This window comes from Acinetobacter sp. ACZLY 512, assembly GCF_023614015.1.
GTDB classification, from domain to species: Bacteria; Pseudomonadota; Gammaproteobacteria; order Pseudomonadales; family Moraxellaceae; genus Acinetobacter; species Acinetobacter soli.
The window spans coordinates 16,227-29,518 of the sequence record NZ_JAKIVI010000017.1; the positions used below are offsets into that span (position 1 = coordinate 16,227).

The 13,292-nt window shown below is 46.0% G+C and carries 13 protein-coding genes; 6 read left to right on the plus strand and 7 right to left on the minus strand.

Going from position 1 to position 13,292, the window contains the following annotated elements; genetic code table 11:
• Positions 1-59: 59 nt before the first annotated feature.
• Positions 60-641, minus strand: a complete 582-nt coding sequence (locus L2096_RS14945) for a hypothetical protein (RefSeq protein WP_250365748.1) — start codon at positions 639-641, stop codon at positions 60-62.
• Between the two features lie 198 nt (positions 642-839).
• Here L2096_RS14945 and mpl point away from each other — a divergent pair, with 198 nt between their 5' ends.
• The 3 genes from mpl to L2096_RS14960 all read left to right on the plus strand — a co-directional run bounded on the left by mpl (position 840) and on the right by L2096_RS14960 (position 4,227).
• On the plus strand, positions 840-2,201 hold the full coding sequence (mpl, locus tag L2096_RS14950; protein ID WP_250365749.1) for a UDP-N-acetylmuramate:L-alanyl-gamma-D-glutamyl-meso-diaminopimelate ligase: 1,362 nt from the start codon (positions 840-842) through the stop codon (positions 2,199-2,201).
• Between the two features lie 168 nt (positions 2,202-2,369).
• Positions 2,370-2,966 (plus strand): undecaprenyl-diphosphatase, encoded by a 597-nt coding sequence (locus tag L2096_RS14955; protein ID WP_250365750.1) that lies wholly within the window; start codon positions 2,370-2,372, stop codon positions 2,964-2,966.
• A 295-nt stretch (positions 2,967-3,261) separates the two neighbouring features.
• A complete protein-coding gene (locus tag L2096_RS14960) occupies positions 3,262-4,227 on the plus strand; it encodes a TerC family protein (RefSeq protein WP_004933450.1) in 966 nt (321 codons plus the stop codon).
• A gap of 56 nt (positions 4,228-4,283) precedes the next feature.
• On the opposite strand, the gene L2096_RS14965 is transcribed toward L2096_RS14960, so the two are convergent.
• Positions 4,284-4,676, minus strand: coding sequence for a DoxX-like family protein (locus L2096_RS14965; protein ID WP_250365751.1), 393 nt, complete (start codon positions 4,674-4,676; stop codon positions 4,284-4,286).
• A gap of 295 nt (positions 4,677-4,971) precedes the next feature.
• Here L2096_RS14965 and guaD point away from each other — a divergent pair, with 295 nt between their 5' ends.
• The 3 genes from guaD (at position 4,972) to L2096_RS14980 (ending at position 7,449) form a co-directional block, all read left to right on the plus strand.
• Positions 4,972-6,297: a guanine deaminase gene (gene guaD / locus L2096_RS14970; protein WP_250365752.1), complete on the plus strand. Its 1,326-nt coding sequence runs from the start codon at positions 4,972-4,974 to the stop codon at positions 6,295-6,297.
• 209 nt (positions 6,298-6,506) lie between these two features.
• Positions 6,507-7,034 (plus strand): hypoxanthine phosphoribosyltransferase, encoded by a 528-nt coding sequence (gene hpt, locus L2096_RS14975; RefSeq protein WP_004933458.1) that lies wholly within the window; start codon positions 6,507-6,509, stop codon positions 7,032-7,034.
• A gap of 157 nt (positions 7,035-7,191) precedes the next feature.
• On the plus strand, positions 7,192-7,449 hold the full coding sequence (locus L2096_RS14980) for a GlsB/YeaQ/YmgE family stress response membrane protein (RefSeq protein WP_004933462.1): 258 nt from the start codon (positions 7,192-7,194) through the stop codon (positions 7,447-7,449).
• 33 nt (positions 7,450-7,482) lie between these two features.
• Here L2096_RS14980 and L2096_RS14985 read toward each other — a convergent pair whose 3' ends face one another.
• The 5 genes from L2096_RS14985 to L2096_RS15005 form a co-directional block, all read right to left on the minus strand.
• Positions 7,483-8,178 carry a DsbC family protein gene (locus L2096_RS14985; protein ID WP_250365753.1) on the minus strand — a complete coding sequence of 232 codons (696 nt, stop codon included), beginning with the start codon at positions 8,176-8,178 and terminating at the stop codon, positions 7,483-7,485.
• Positions 8,179-8,351: 173 nt separating this feature from the next.
• Positions 8,352-9,515 carry a hypothetical protein gene (locus L2096_RS14990; RefSeq protein ID WP_250365754.1) on the minus strand — a complete coding sequence of 388 codons (1,164 nt, stop codon included), beginning with the start codon at positions 9,513-9,515 and terminating at the stop codon, positions 8,352-8,354.
• A gap of 12 nt (positions 9,516-9,527) precedes the next feature.
• Positions 9,528-10,829: a TolC family protein gene (locus L2096_RS14995; protein ID WP_250365755.1), complete on the minus strand. Its 1,302-nt coding sequence runs from the start codon at positions 10,827-10,829 to the stop codon at positions 9,528-9,530.
• Positions 10,830-10,850: 21 nt separating this feature from the next.
• Positions 10,851-12,455 carry a GH3 family acyl-acid amido synthetase gene (locus tag L2096_RS15000; RefSeq protein WP_250365756.1) on the minus strand — a complete coding sequence of 535 codons (1,605 nt, stop codon included), beginning with the start codon at positions 12,453-12,455 and terminating at the stop codon, positions 10,851-10,853.
• Positions 12,452-13,210 carry a hypothetical protein gene (locus tag L2096_RS15005; RefSeq protein ID WP_227265873.1) on the minus strand — a complete coding sequence of 253 codons (759 nt, stop codon included), beginning with the start codon at positions 13,208-13,210 and terminating at the stop codon, positions 12,452-12,454. The genes L2096_RS15000 and L2096_RS15005 overlap by 4 nt, the downstream gene beginning before the upstream one ends.
• Between the last annotated feature and the right edge of the window lie 82 nt (positions 13,211-13,292).

Sequence of the window (13,292 nt, forward strand, 5' to 3'; positions counted from 1 at the left end):
AATGTGCTCAAAAGTGATTGATGCCTGCTTAGCGTACACGGCAATGCTTAAAAGTAAAATCAGTCAATATCACGACTGGCATCACTATACCAATACACGCCATCGGCGTAATGCTTATAGCGCTGTCGTACAGGCAAAAAATTAAGTTCGCGCTGCGCAGTTTGCAGAAATTGCTTGAGGATTATCTGGGAGGATTCATCGACTGAACGCCGATAATCCGAATCGTTCAACATAATCTTCTGTCCGTTTCGTAAATAAAAGTGGATGCAAATTTTAGAACTTTTTAAGGCAGGTGCTTGAGTGGCATAGTCATAACTATAAAAACCTACAATATCGGCTTTGGCATAGCACTGTGGCAGCGCCTGACCCAACTGCACATACATGCAACTGGCATCAAACCAGATCTGAACCTGCTTTGAAAACATGCGCACCAACCCTGCCACCGTCCCGAAATACAGTAGAAATAAGAGACTAACAGGCCCTAAATGAAAGCCTGCACCCACTACATAGACATAGATCAGTACAAAAACCAGCAAAACAGGCACACACATCCATAGCACCTGAAATGCTGAATAAGGATACACCCGCTCAAAGCTAAAAATTCGGGTAGGTTGCGTCTGTATAATGGATGCTTTACTCACTGCTCAGCTTGCTACAAATTTACGCGCTAAGTATTACTATGCCGTATTTTTAGCCAGAATGCGACGACCTCAGCCGATAACAAGAAAAACTATCTTTTCAGAAACAGCCTTGATATCGTTGCACTCAAATTTTAACGATTTAGACAACAGCACCGAGCAAATGAAGTGATGTGTCAATGACAGTGGAGTAGGCAAGTAATGCATCTGCATATTTTGGGTATTTGTGGCACATTTATGGGTTCTTTGGCGCTTTTGGCCCGCGATCTGGGTCATAAAGTGACAGGTTCCGATGCCAACGTCTATCCACCCATGTCGACTCAACTCGAACATGCAGGCATCGAATTGATGCAAGGTTACGACCGAAGCCACTTACAACCACATCCAGATCTGGTCATTGTGGGCAATGCCATGAAACGTGGTATCGATGCGATCGAGTACATGCTAAATCAGGGCCTACCTTATATCTCCGGCCCACAATTTCTGGCCGATCATGTATTGCAAGGCAAACATGTGTTGGGCGTTGCAGGGACACATGGCAAAACCACCACTACAACTATGCTGGCCTGGGTGCTCGACCAGGCGGGTTTAAATCCCGGCTTTTTGATTGGCGGTGTTCCGCTGGGTTTTAGCGAAAGTGCGCGTTTGGGCGGCGGAAAATATTTCTGTGTTGAAGCGGATGAGTACGATTCTGCTTTTTTTGATAAACGCTCCAAGTTTGTTCATTATCACCCTAAAACAGCGATTTTAAATAACCTCGAATTTGACCATGCCGATATCTTTGATGATCTGGCTGCCATTCAAAAACAGTTTCATCATCTGGTACGTACCATTCCAAGTGAAGGCTGTATTATTAGTCCAACCACCGAAACCAATATTGATGAAGTCTTGGCTATGGGCTGCTGGACGCCTGTGGTTCGTACCAGCTTAAATGCCAACGATGCACAAATCAGTGCCGAGCAACTCAGCGCCGACGGTAGTCATTTTAAAGTCCTTGAACACGGCGTGGTTCAAGGTGAAGTTCGCTGGAATATGATCGGTCAGCATAGCGTCGCCAATGCACTTGCAACTATTGCGGCGGCTCAGCATGTCGGAGTGAGTATTGCACAGGCCTGTGAGGCGTTATCTGCTTTTGGCGGTGTGAAGCGTCGTATGGAACTGTTGGGAACCATTCGGGGGATTGAAGTGTATGACGACTTTGCCCATCACCCCACTGCAATTGAAACTACGCTCGATGGTGCACGTCAACGTTTGGGTAACCGCCGTTTATGGGCGGTGATTGAACCGCGCTCGAACACCATGCGCATGGGCAGTCATAAAGAGGGATTGGCAGATGCTGCACGTCTGGCTGATGAGGTCATCTGGTATCAACCAGAAGGTCTGGACTGGGATTTGCAACCCGTGATTGAGGCTGCGGTTAATTCTGCACAAGTCAGTCACTCGCTGGATGAGATTATTCAGCGAATTCGCTCAGAAGCCGCTGAAGGTGATGCGGTTGTCATCATGTCGAATGGTGGTTTCGGTGGGCTGCATCAAAAATTAATTTCTGCTTTACAAGATTAATTCAGCAGCGCTGCTTGAGTGAAGGGGCTTCATCTGTGCCTTCACTCGAATCATGTCTTCAATTGCTGCTTAAACAGTCAATTCTTACAAAACTGTGCGGATTTACAATTTCAGATTGTGCTGATTTCTTTATGATGCGTGCTTTCTTCATTTGAGAGTGGAGGGCACATGCCTATTGAAACGCTCAATCTCGAGCTGTTTAGCCTGATCAATGCATCGGCCGAAGCGAAGCCGTGGATCATTCATCTGGCTATTTTTATTGCCAATGATTTACTGTATCTGGTGTTAGGTCTGCTGGTTTTTTTGTGGTGCTTTGGCGATCTTGCCAACAAGGAACGTGCCTTAAGAGCAGTCTTATTGACCTCGATTGCACTCGGTGTTGGTTATTTGATTTCACTGTATTATCCACATTCGCGTCCCTTTGTACTGGGTGTTGGTCATACCCTGATTGAGCACAGCGCTACCGCTTCCTTTCCAAGTAATCACATGCTGATTTTTAGTACCATCGCATTGTCATACTTGAGTGTTGGGCGACGAGTGGCTGGCGGCATTTTATTGCTCATGGCGTTTGCAGTGGCTTGGTCACGTATTTATATTGGGGTACATTTCCCGCTGGATATGCTCGGCGCCTTTGGTGTGGCGTTGGCAATTAATGGCCTTGGCGTATATATATGGCCGCTGTGTCAAACGCATATTATGCACATGGCAGTTGCCGTATATTCATGGTTATTTTATCCGCTACTGCGTCGTGGCTGGTTGAAATAAAGCTGTGACTCGGTGCTTGATCTTTGATCGCGACTGTGGCATGCTTTGCAAACAATTGGATGCTTTTCATCCAAAGCAAAATTTAGTTTGACAAGGGGAGTAGCCTCCTCCAAGCGTTTCGAGCATGACTCAAACGCGTCAGATATCGTCAATACACTTTGAAAAAAGTCGGTATCTGAGCACAGAATACTTATTCTGTGTAGGCAAGACCTTGATCATGTTGTTTCAGATTATTATGTTATCTGGCAGCTGGTCGAGGTTTTTTTATGACTGCTTGCCGGATAGGGAGAAAAAAATGGACTCTATCGGCAATCCATGGCTGTATCTGGTCTTCTTTGGCATCGTGTTTGTGATGTTATTGATTGACTTTTTAGGCTTCAAACAAAAAAAAGCAGACGAAGTACCGCTCAAGCAAGCACTGACTTGGAGTATTGCATGGGTCACAGTTGCACTCTTGTTTGCAGGCGGACTCTGGCTCTATCTACAACAAACGGCAACACTGGCGATCGCTAATCAGAAGACCATGGAATATCTGGCAGGTTATCTGCTTGAAAAATCCTTAGCAATTGATAATGTCTTTGTCTGGCTAATGATTTTTGCGGCCTTTGCTGTGCCAGCAGGACTGCAGCGTAAAATTCTGCTTTACGGTGTACTGGGCGCCATTATTTTACGCAGTATCTTTATTTTTATTGGTGCTTGGTTCGTTCAAGAGTTTTCTTGGGTGCTGTACATCTTTGGTGCTTTCTTGGTGTATACCGGCTTTAAGTTCCTTAAAGGTCAGGGCGAAGAAGAACAAAACATCGAAGATATGAAGGTACTGAAATGGTTACGCAAGCATATGCGAATTACCCAGAACTTCCATGGCGATCGTTTCTTTATCCGTGAACAAGGTGTGCTCTGGGCAACACCGTTATTTATTGTGCTGATTCTGGTTGAATTTTCGGATGTGATTTTTGCAGTCGATTCAATTCCTGCAATCTTTGCCGTAACCACCGATCCGTTTATTGTTTTAACCGCAAACTTGATGGCGATTTTAGGCTTGCGTGCCATGTTCTTCTTGCTGGCAGGTGCGGCATCTAAAATGCACTATTTACCGTATGGTCTGGGCATCATCTTGCTGTTCATCGGTTTCAAAATGCTCATGCTGGATGTGTTCCACATGCCAATCTGGATCTCGCTCAGTTTTATTGTGATTGTATTGGGAATCACGGCGTGGCTTTCGATGCGTCACAACAAGAAACAAGAGTTGTCTGACTCTTAAGCTAAAGCACCACATAAAAATGCCTTTGACTTGTTCAAAGGCATTTTTTTATAGCATTAACGCTTTTGCGAGTGCCTTAAAGATGCCACATAGCGCACATACACCCATGAAAGCCCCATCATGGCCAGATTCATAATCACTGGATTAAAGGCCTGAACCAAAGTGGAGGGCAATAACAACATTACGAGCAGCAACAGAAACAGCAAACCTAGCAAATTAAAGTAATGCAGGACCTTGCTGGCATAGAACAAAAACAACAAGCCAAAGATTACCTCAGCCACACCTGAAGCATAGACAGCACGTAGTGCCCATACCTCAGAAACACCTAAAACCTGCCAGATTTTGAGCTCGTCGGGATGCTGCCATATCAATTTCGGTACCACCCCCTGATAGCACCAAAAAAAGGCAAGAAGGCGATTAATGGTTTTACAAATTGGATCATTGTGCACGTGGATTCATCTCTGAGCGTCCTTAAAGGAATAAATACGCTCACATATTCTACATCCACAGTCCGCAAACCTGTAAAGGATCAATCATTTATCTGTGCACATTACCAAGTGCCTTTCTTGGCAAGAAATTTGCAGCTATAAAAAATAAAAACCTTGCATTTTTTAGGGCTTGCTCAGGCCCTTTCTTTTTATCTGTATTTTTGAATAATCATGTTGCGCATCAACATATAGTGCCGCCAAGGTAGATGAAATACGTTACAATCAACCGAAAAAATTACACGTTGTAGGGTTCAGTATGTCATTTTCTGCTCCGCAAGCCATCATTCGTGGTCGCTTTTTGGATATCCAGTCTCTCGTTAATCAAGCCGATCAAATTGCAGAGCACGTACGCTATCTTGAAGATGGCGTGATGCTGATCGAGCAAGGTAAGATTGTGGCCTTTGATCACTGGGAAAATTTAAAAGACCACTTGCCTGCCCATGTAGAGATTACCCATTACCACGAGCAATTGATTATTCCGGGCATGATTGATACTCACATTCATTACCCGCAAACCGAAATGGTCGGTGCCTATGGCGAACAGCTCCTGAGCTGGCTCAATACCTACACCTTTCCAACCGAACTACAATTTAAAGATGCGGCCTATGCCAAAGAACTTGCCGAGTTTTTTCTCGATGAATTGCTTAAAAACGGCACCACAACGGCCTTGGTGTTTTGTACCGTACATCCTGAATCGGTAGACGCGTTATTTGAAGCGGCACAAGCGCGCCAGATGCGGGTGGTGGCTGGTAAGGTATTGATGGATCGTCATGCCCCAGACGGGCTCTGCGATACCGCAGAGCGTGCCTATAATGAATCTAAGGCGTTGATTGAAAAATGGCACGGGAAGGGGCGCGCGCTCTATGCGATTACGCCGCGTTTTGCTCCGACGTCTACGCCAGAACAACTGGCACGGGCAGGACAGCTTAAACAAGAATTTCCTGATGTCTATGTGCATACGCACTTGAGCGAAAATAAAGACGAAATTGCGTGGGTGAAAGATTTATTTCCCGAGCAGACGGGCTATTTAGATGTCTATCAGCACTACGGCCTCACCGGAAAACGTTCGGTATTTGCACATTGTGTTCATCTTGAAGAGCACGAATGGGACTGCATGCACCAGACCGACTCAGCAATTGCGTTTTGTCCGACGTCGAATCTGTTTTTAGGTAGTGGGCTGTTTCCACTGAAAAAAACATGGGATAAACAGGTTAAAGTCGGTTTAGGCACAGACATCGGTGCAGGTACATCGTTTAGTCTGTTACAAACCGTCAACGAAGCCTACAAAGTCCAACAGCTTCAGGGCGATAAACTTTCTGCCTATGAATCGTTTTATCATGCCACACTTGGTGGTGCCAAAGCGCTTGATCTAGACGATAAACTGGGCAATTTTGCACTGGGCAAAGAAGCCGATTTTGTGGTGCTCGATTTGAAAGCCACCGCTTTGCAGGCGCTGCGTCAGTCGAGAGCCAAATCGCTTGAAGATGCCTTGTTTGCACTCTTTACCATGGGAGACGATCGTAATGTCGAATCGACCTACGTGTACGGACAAAAAGTCTATCAAAAAGCGGCGTCGAACTAATCTCGTCCGTTGGACTGTGCTCTTACTGGGCTGTGCATGTTTACTCAAATCGGACCAGTCAGTTCAGCCTGACGCATGATGTATACACAACAAATGATGCATCGCAGGCTTTTTTGCTTTAAACTTTAGTCATCGATTTATGATTTTGAGGTGTTGCTGGTCAACACCTTTTTTATTTGAAAACTTTCTGATGTTTTAGGTTTCTGCACATGACCGTCGAAATGAGCGTAATGATCTCTGCCGAAGAGATTCAAGCCAAAGTAAAGCAGCTCGGTGAACAAATTAATGCTCACTATGCCAACAGCAACAAAGATCTGGTCCTGATTGGCCTGTTGCGTGGTTCATTTATTTTTATGGCCGACTTATGTCGTGCGATTGCAAAACCACATGAACTCGATTTCATGACGGTTTCAAGCTATGGTGCCAGCACGGTATCGAGCCGAGATGTCAGAATCTTAAAAGATTTAGACGGCGAAATTCGTGGCAAAGATGTTCTGGTGGTTGAGGATATTATTGACTCTGGCAATACCTTGAGCAAGGTTTTGGAAATCTTGCAAACGCGTGAACCGAATTCTATTGAGCTGTGTACGCTGGTGAGCAAACCTTCACGCCGTGAAATCGAGCTTGAAGTCAAATTCTTAGGCTTTGAAGTTGAAGATCGTTTTATTGTGGGCTACGGACTCGATTACGATCAAAAATACCGTCATTTGCCGTTTATTGGCGAAATCGGTCTTTAAGAAAAATGGTGCAATCGCACCATTTTTTTTGTTTACACTCTGCACAAAACACCTACAGGATGTATCTGAGTTTCTCTGTCACTTTGATCGGTTTCGTTTCATCATAATCAAACAACATCATGTAAAACCAAAAAAATGAGAAACAAGGAGAACATCCATGTGGTCATTAATTGTGGCAATTGTCGTGGGTTTCATTGCAGGCCTGATTGCACGCGCGATTCATCCCGGTGACGATAAAGCCGGATTCATCGTGACAACATTACTCGGTATTGCTGGCTCTTTACTGGCAACTTATGGCGGCCGGCTACTCGGGCTATACAGCAATAACTCCAGTGCAGGCTTTATTGCCTCTGTGATTGGGGCAATCGTGATCTTGTTTATTTACAACCTGATTACCAAACGAAGTAACGCCTAAACGGTTAGATTCAAGGTGAGGCAACATCTTGCCTCACTTGATCTCGCTGAGCACCTGTTCAATCTGCGCTGCACTTTGTGCGCCAGTCACTTTTAGTCCGTTGGCAAAAAACAAGGTCGGCGTGCCCTGAATCTTTAAGCGTTCGCCCAGCGCCAGATTACGTTCTACAGGCGTAGTACAGTTTGCGTTGGCCTGTGGTGCGACATTGTTCGAAATTAAATTCTTCCATGCATAACTGCGATTTGCTGAGCACCAAACCTGTTTTGATGGTGTAACAGATTGCGTTTTGAGCGGATAAAGAAAAGTATAAATGGTCACATTGTTGAGCTGACTCAAGTTTTGCTCAAGCTGTTTGCAATAAGGGCAATTCGGATCTGAAAATACCGCGATCTGGCGTTTACCATTACCTTTTACGGTTTTAATCGCATCCTGCAAGGGCAGATCACTCCAGCGAATGCGATTATTTTGCATCACCAGATCCTTGGTCAGATTGCGCTGGTCTTTCAGGCGAATCATTGAACCCACAAATATATGTTCTGCGTCTTCGCCGATATACACTACCTGATTGTCCAAGGTTCCGCTATAGAGGCCATTCATCGCCGTTTTTTCTAGATTTTCAATTTTGAGCTTGGGGTATTGAGTTTGCAGATGCTGTTGTACGTTTTGCAGATTGGCATGTGCCACACCCGTCATCGCTGTCAACAATGCCATCATTACACGAACTTTCATCGCCACGCCCTTCATTGCTTAAAAAAGTGCAGTGTAGTCGAATCGCTAAAAAAGTATGTTGTATTTTATAGTGAAGCAGATGAGGTTCCACGTGGAACACGTGACTTCTCATCGAAATGAGATTTAAGCCTCGTTATGTTGGAAAAAGCAGCCCCGAAAGACTGCTGTCGTCGTTAAATGCGTCCCGCTTCCAAAAAAGGAATCCGAGCTGCATCAAACTGCCCCCGAGGATCCTGCTCGAAGGTTAAAAAGCCATGCATGCCTACCAACACATCGCCTTTATAATAGGCGTTGAGCCGCTGTCTTGGGTCTTTATGCGATAAAGTAAAGGTAATCGCGTCGATTCCCCGTTGTTTAGATAACTTGAAGGCATCACGCAACATAGTGTCGTGTAGCGCGAGTTGTTCAGGTTCACACAGCAGTGAATGCAAAATATGATACTTAAACGATTGTCCTTTTTTTGGCAGTTGAATACGGCCATTGAGTTTGGCCCACACATTGTAAAGCGGGCGGAAGGTCTGAATTTTTTTACTATAATCGAGCACCTTACTTTGTTTAAATCCACTTTGGTTCCATAAACCAAACATTCCTACCAAACGATCCTGCTCAAAGTAAAGCTGAAAATCATCTAAAGTTAAGCCCTGAAAATACGGATCGTTGTGCAATAGCTGCGCAAAGTCATAGGCTGGAATAAAGTTATAGTGCGCTGCCATCTGCTGGATAAATGCATTCATTTGCTCGATATGGGCCGCTGTAGCGACGCAGCGCTTGAGCTTTGACAAATCGATCGATTGCTTGGCATGCAGCAGCGTTTTAGGAAACTGTGCGTGTTTAAAGCCCGTCAGGGTTAGGGTTTCAATGAGTCCTTCATCAAAATACTGAAAGCCTAGCCGACCACTTTGTATGGCACGGCGCGCGGCAATGTTGTCATCAAAAATAATCATCTGACAAAAATCGGGATTTTTTAAACTGGTTTTAAAATGCGGTGTCATCTGCTTCAACACTGCTTTACCACGCACTTGCGGTGAAAGACGCAAATCGCCCCCGTAGCGAAACGGCATTACGGTGCCGTTAACATAACAGGGCCGCAGACCAATGTTGTAACACCCGACCAAGCAACCAGTACTGTGATCCTGCGCTACGGTACTGTCAATTTGGGTATAAATCACTTGGCTGGCTTTAAAATAACTTGGTTCGCGCTGAAAACTGAGTGTCAGCCCTCGCGTGGTCATCGGCAGACTGACCAGTTTTCGTAGTTCTTGATCATCACTTGTCGCCACATGACGGACTTCAATTCCTTGCGGCTTTTTGGTTACGATTTGCTCGGCACTGTTCATGAATTTTAGTCCTTATGGCATCGGGGGAGCATCATTCGATGCGACTGTAAACACGCTGGAGAGGCGTCCCATCTGATCCAATAATTGATACGTTAAAACAAGCTCATCTTGCTGATTGAGGATTTTTTGCGTTTTGACATCGAGTAGGCTTTGTTCGGCATTGAGTACATCGCTACTGGTTTTGGTGCCAAATTCCAGCTCCCGTTTAGTGAACTGTAACGCAATCGTGGCCGACTGAATGGCCTGATCGAGTGCACGCTTGTTTTGTCGTACGACCTGTAATTGTAAATATGTGGTTTGTGCCTGCTGCTGAAGCGACTGTTGCAGCGCATTCATTTTTTGGCTGGCCAGCGCGACATCCACGGTAGCTTTTTGTCGATTGGCCTTGTTTAAGCCACTGTCATAAAGCGGAACATTAAACTGCAATCCCACCAGATAGCCCTTACTTTCACCATCTTTTTCTTCATATTGCATTCCCGCTCGCCCCGTCAGGCCAATCGACGGTTTGAGTTCCAATTTGCTTAAACGATATTGTTTTTGCGCAGATTGCGCATCTAAGCGGGCTTGTTGCAATGCTGGGTGCTGTTCTATCGAATAGGCAATATCGTCAATTGAGCCAGGAATTGGCGGTAATTCAATGGGTGTTTCTAAGTGATCTGCAGCTTGACCTGTCAGTTGATAAAACCGGGTTTGACTGATCTTGAGCTGCGCCTCGCTACGCATGGTATCGGCCTGTGCCTGTGCCAACTGCGCCTCGATCTTGGCCAGATCGGCACGCGTGATCACCCCCGCATTCAAGCGCTTTTGTGCATCACTGAACGAACGTTGCAGCGTACTTTGCACATTCAGCTTGAGGGTACGGATCGCCTCTTGCTTGAGTACCTCGCTGTAGGCCTGCACGGTTTGTAAAACCGTAGTCGATTGCTGTGCACTCAAGGCCTGTGACTGCGCAGCTATTTGCGTTTTGGCCAGCTCGATTCCGAGGCGTTCACGTCCCGCCGTGTAGAGGGGATAATCAAATTTCAGCATCAGGCTACGGGTGCGCCGAAAACTTTCATCAATTGAAAATAACGGGCTGTAATTGGGTGGATTATCGACTTGTCCTACGCCTAAACGTCCTTCTACACTGACATTAAGCCCATAACGACGCTCGGCCTGTTGTAATTCGGCTTCGGCACGTCCCACTCTTAAATCACTAATTTTCAATTGTGGCTCATAGCTCAGCGCACTTTGCACGGCATCTTGCAGGGTCATACACCAGACATTCGGCGCAATCAATACTCCCAGCAAACCCAACCAATGTAATTGTTTCATGACAGATTCCACAACATCCCGCTAGACAGGCTCGGCACATAACATGTGTTCAAGGCTCGATAAAGTGACTTTTTTTAACGGTTCGGGCTTGATGTTGCCCTCGATCATTCCTTCTCGCATGACCACGTGCTTATAACCTTCCCAGCCATTGTCGACATAACAGACGCGTGGCTGATCGAGCTGCCCCAAGTCACGTGCCAGCTCATAGTGAAAGTGCTGACGAAGCGCCTGATCGATTTGCTGGGTACACACCTGCTGGCTCGTCTCACCCTCTACCAAAACACAATAAAACGGTTTGGCCTGTTGCTGGGTATCTACCGCAAACAGAGAAACGGCCTGTATCTGTTGCTGTTTAAGCTGCGTAATCAAGCTATGGGCGACATCTGGAGAGAGCTTTTCCCCCACCAGATCGACACCAAAACGGCGTCCCTGAAACTCAAAACAAGGCACTTGACCAAAAAAACCGGTCACACGCAGGCTGTCGTCGAGACAGTAACGTAATAAACCATTACCCGACGTGAGGACTGGACTGACATGATCATTCAATTGCAGTTCCCATGAAGCAACGATTTCGCCCTGACGCGGCCCACTTAAGTATTCAAACTCATAAAAATGACTGTGATAGGCCAAAGGATAGCAATCGTCGTAGGGAATCGTCACCACGCCTTCAGTGGCCCACAATCCTTTCCCTTCAAACTGCGCAAACGGTAGTGCTGCATGTAAGCTGGCTGCCCATTGTTTTGAGCCTGCGGTATCCCAACTCGACACCAGACTCAGTTTTGGCCACAACTGCTGATAATCCAGTGGTGACTGTTGCATCAGGCGAGCCAGCAACAGCGCTCGCTGCGGCTGGTGCGGTGCTTTGACTTGGCTCAGTGAGGCTGCACGCTGCTGCCACGTTCCGCTTTGTAAGACCTGAACAATCTCTTCGGCTTGTTCGTTTAATTTTTCAAGCAATTGCAACGCAAAGGTGGGACTCCACACCGACATCATGGCCAGATCTGCATCTGCCACCAAATAGCATAAAGTCGCAAACAGTGCATCATCGGCTTGGGCAGCAAAGGAGACATCACTCGGTACGGCTTGGGTAAATTTCGATAAAATGCGTTTTCCTAAACCAAGCAATGCACTGTCGTCGTTGAGATTTTCATCTTTGAGTACTTCACGCTGGCTTTCGGGTAACCATGATACCGACCAGTAATGCGTGCCGCGATCGAGTTGATTGCATTTACGGTACATGCTCGACAGCCACGGTGCAATTGCGGCATCGAGTTCATCTAAAAATGCCTGTGTGTAAGGGATAAACTTAATCTGCTCACTCGATCCGCTGGTCGGCTGATAGCGCACCAACTTGCTACTCGACAGCGTGGTTTTACTGCTTCGACAGGCCGTGATCTGGTCACGCCACTGCGCATAGCGCGTGACCGGAAAACGTGTTTTAAAGCTTTCATAGTCGGTCACACCCGCCTGCTGGGCGAGTGTAGACATCTGTAAAATCTTTTCAAGTTTTTCACGCTGCACCTGTTCAAGCGCATTTTTTTGCTTTTGAAAACGCTGATCGGTCTGACGACAGAACAGCTTGAGCACTTGATGCGAGAGCGGCGTGATTGCCATGGACTTCATCATGAAGATGCCCCTTCTGGGGTATTGTAGGATGGGCGTGATTTGCTGCTTTGTTTGCCCTTGCTGGCCGGTTTGGTCAGCATACGTAGTGGAAAGCGAAGTACATCCTGCCATGCCAGACGGCCAATACATGGTAATTCTGTACCCTGAACCCAAGTCGGATTTTCACGCTCGAAAAACGAGATTTTAGGATTATCCTGACGCATCTGCTGCGTAATTGGCGCAACATCGGCTTTAAGGGGCTGATAGTCACTACCAAAGTTGAGTAAACCACTGTCGTGATCAAAATACTCATTAAAATAGGTTTTGCAGTAATGCTCGACAATCGGTTTCAGGTGCGCGTGCTTACCCTCATGGTGCGGGTAGTAAACAAAATAGTTATTGGCCAAAAGTAGATAGGTTTTGTAGCCCTTCGAAATCAGGAGCCAATACAGCTCATCAAACGGAAAGCGAAAGCGCAGTTTGATCAGCAGCTTCATCATGGTGGTTTGCAGGGTGCGGCAGCCCCAGAATTCTTTTTGAATCACGGTATCGCCGCTAAACAAGAAGGTATAGTTTTTATTGTTGAGGGTAAATTGATGGAGCGCTACTGTTGAAAAACCCACAACTTCATTGCGCTTCGGGTGCAAAATTAGAATAGCGCCGTGTTTCTTTTTAAAATCCTCCAAAAAGATCGACTTACGCGTATTGGCATAATACTCTGAATAAATTTCATACATCTGGTCTAGATATTCTGAAGAGATATCTTCACGCTTCATATAACGCCCGCGTGGTTTTGCTTTAGATTTTGTGCTCACCACCTCGGTGGCTTGTGTTAATTCGATAGATGACATCAAACTG

Excerpts from the sequence above, each read along its gene's own strand:
- mpl (WP_250365749.1), top strand. The coding sequence starts at position 840 with ATGCATCTGCATATTTTGGGTATTTGTGGCACATTTATGGGTTCTTTG.
- L2096_RS14955 (WP_250365750.1), top strand. The coding sequence starts at position 2,370 with ATGCCTATTGAAACGCTCAATCTCGAGCTGTTTAGCCTGATCAATGCA.
- L2096_RS14960 (WP_004933450.1), top strand. The coding sequence starts at position 3,262 with ATGGACTCTATCGGCAATCCATGGCTGTATCTGGTCTTCTTTGGCATC.
- guaD (WP_250365752.1), top strand. The coding sequence starts at position 4,972 with ATGTCATTTTCTGCTCCGCAAGCCATCATTCGTGGTCGCTTTTTGGAT.
- hpt (WP_004933458.1), top strand. The coding sequence starts at position 6,507 with ATGACCGTCGAAATGAGCGTAATGATCTCTGCCGAAGAGATTCAAGCC.
- L2096_RS14980 (WP_004933462.1), top strand. The coding sequence starts at position 7,192 with ATGTGGTCATTAATTGTGGCAATTGTCGTGGGTTTCATTGCAGGCCTG.
- L2096_RS14985 (WP_250365753.1), bottom strand. The coding sequence starts at position 8,178 with ATGAAAGTTCGTGTAATGATGGCATTGTTGACAGCGATGACGGGTGTG.
- L2096_RS14990 (WP_250365754.1), bottom strand. The coding sequence starts at position 9,515 with ATGAACAGTGCCGAGCAAATCGTAACCAAAAAGCCGCAAGGAATTGAA.
- L2096_RS14995 (WP_250365755.1), bottom strand. The coding sequence starts at position 10,829 with ATGAAACAATTACATTGGTTGGGTTTGCTGGGAGTATTGATTGCGCCG.
- L2096_RS15000 (WP_250365756.1), bottom strand. The coding sequence starts at position 12,455 with ATGATGAAGTCCATGGCAATCACGCCGCTCTCGCATCAAGTGCTCAAG.
- L2096_RS15005 (WP_227265873.1), bottom strand. The coding sequence starts at position 13,210 with ATGAAGCGTGAAGATATCTCTTCAGAATATCTAGACCAGATGTATGAA.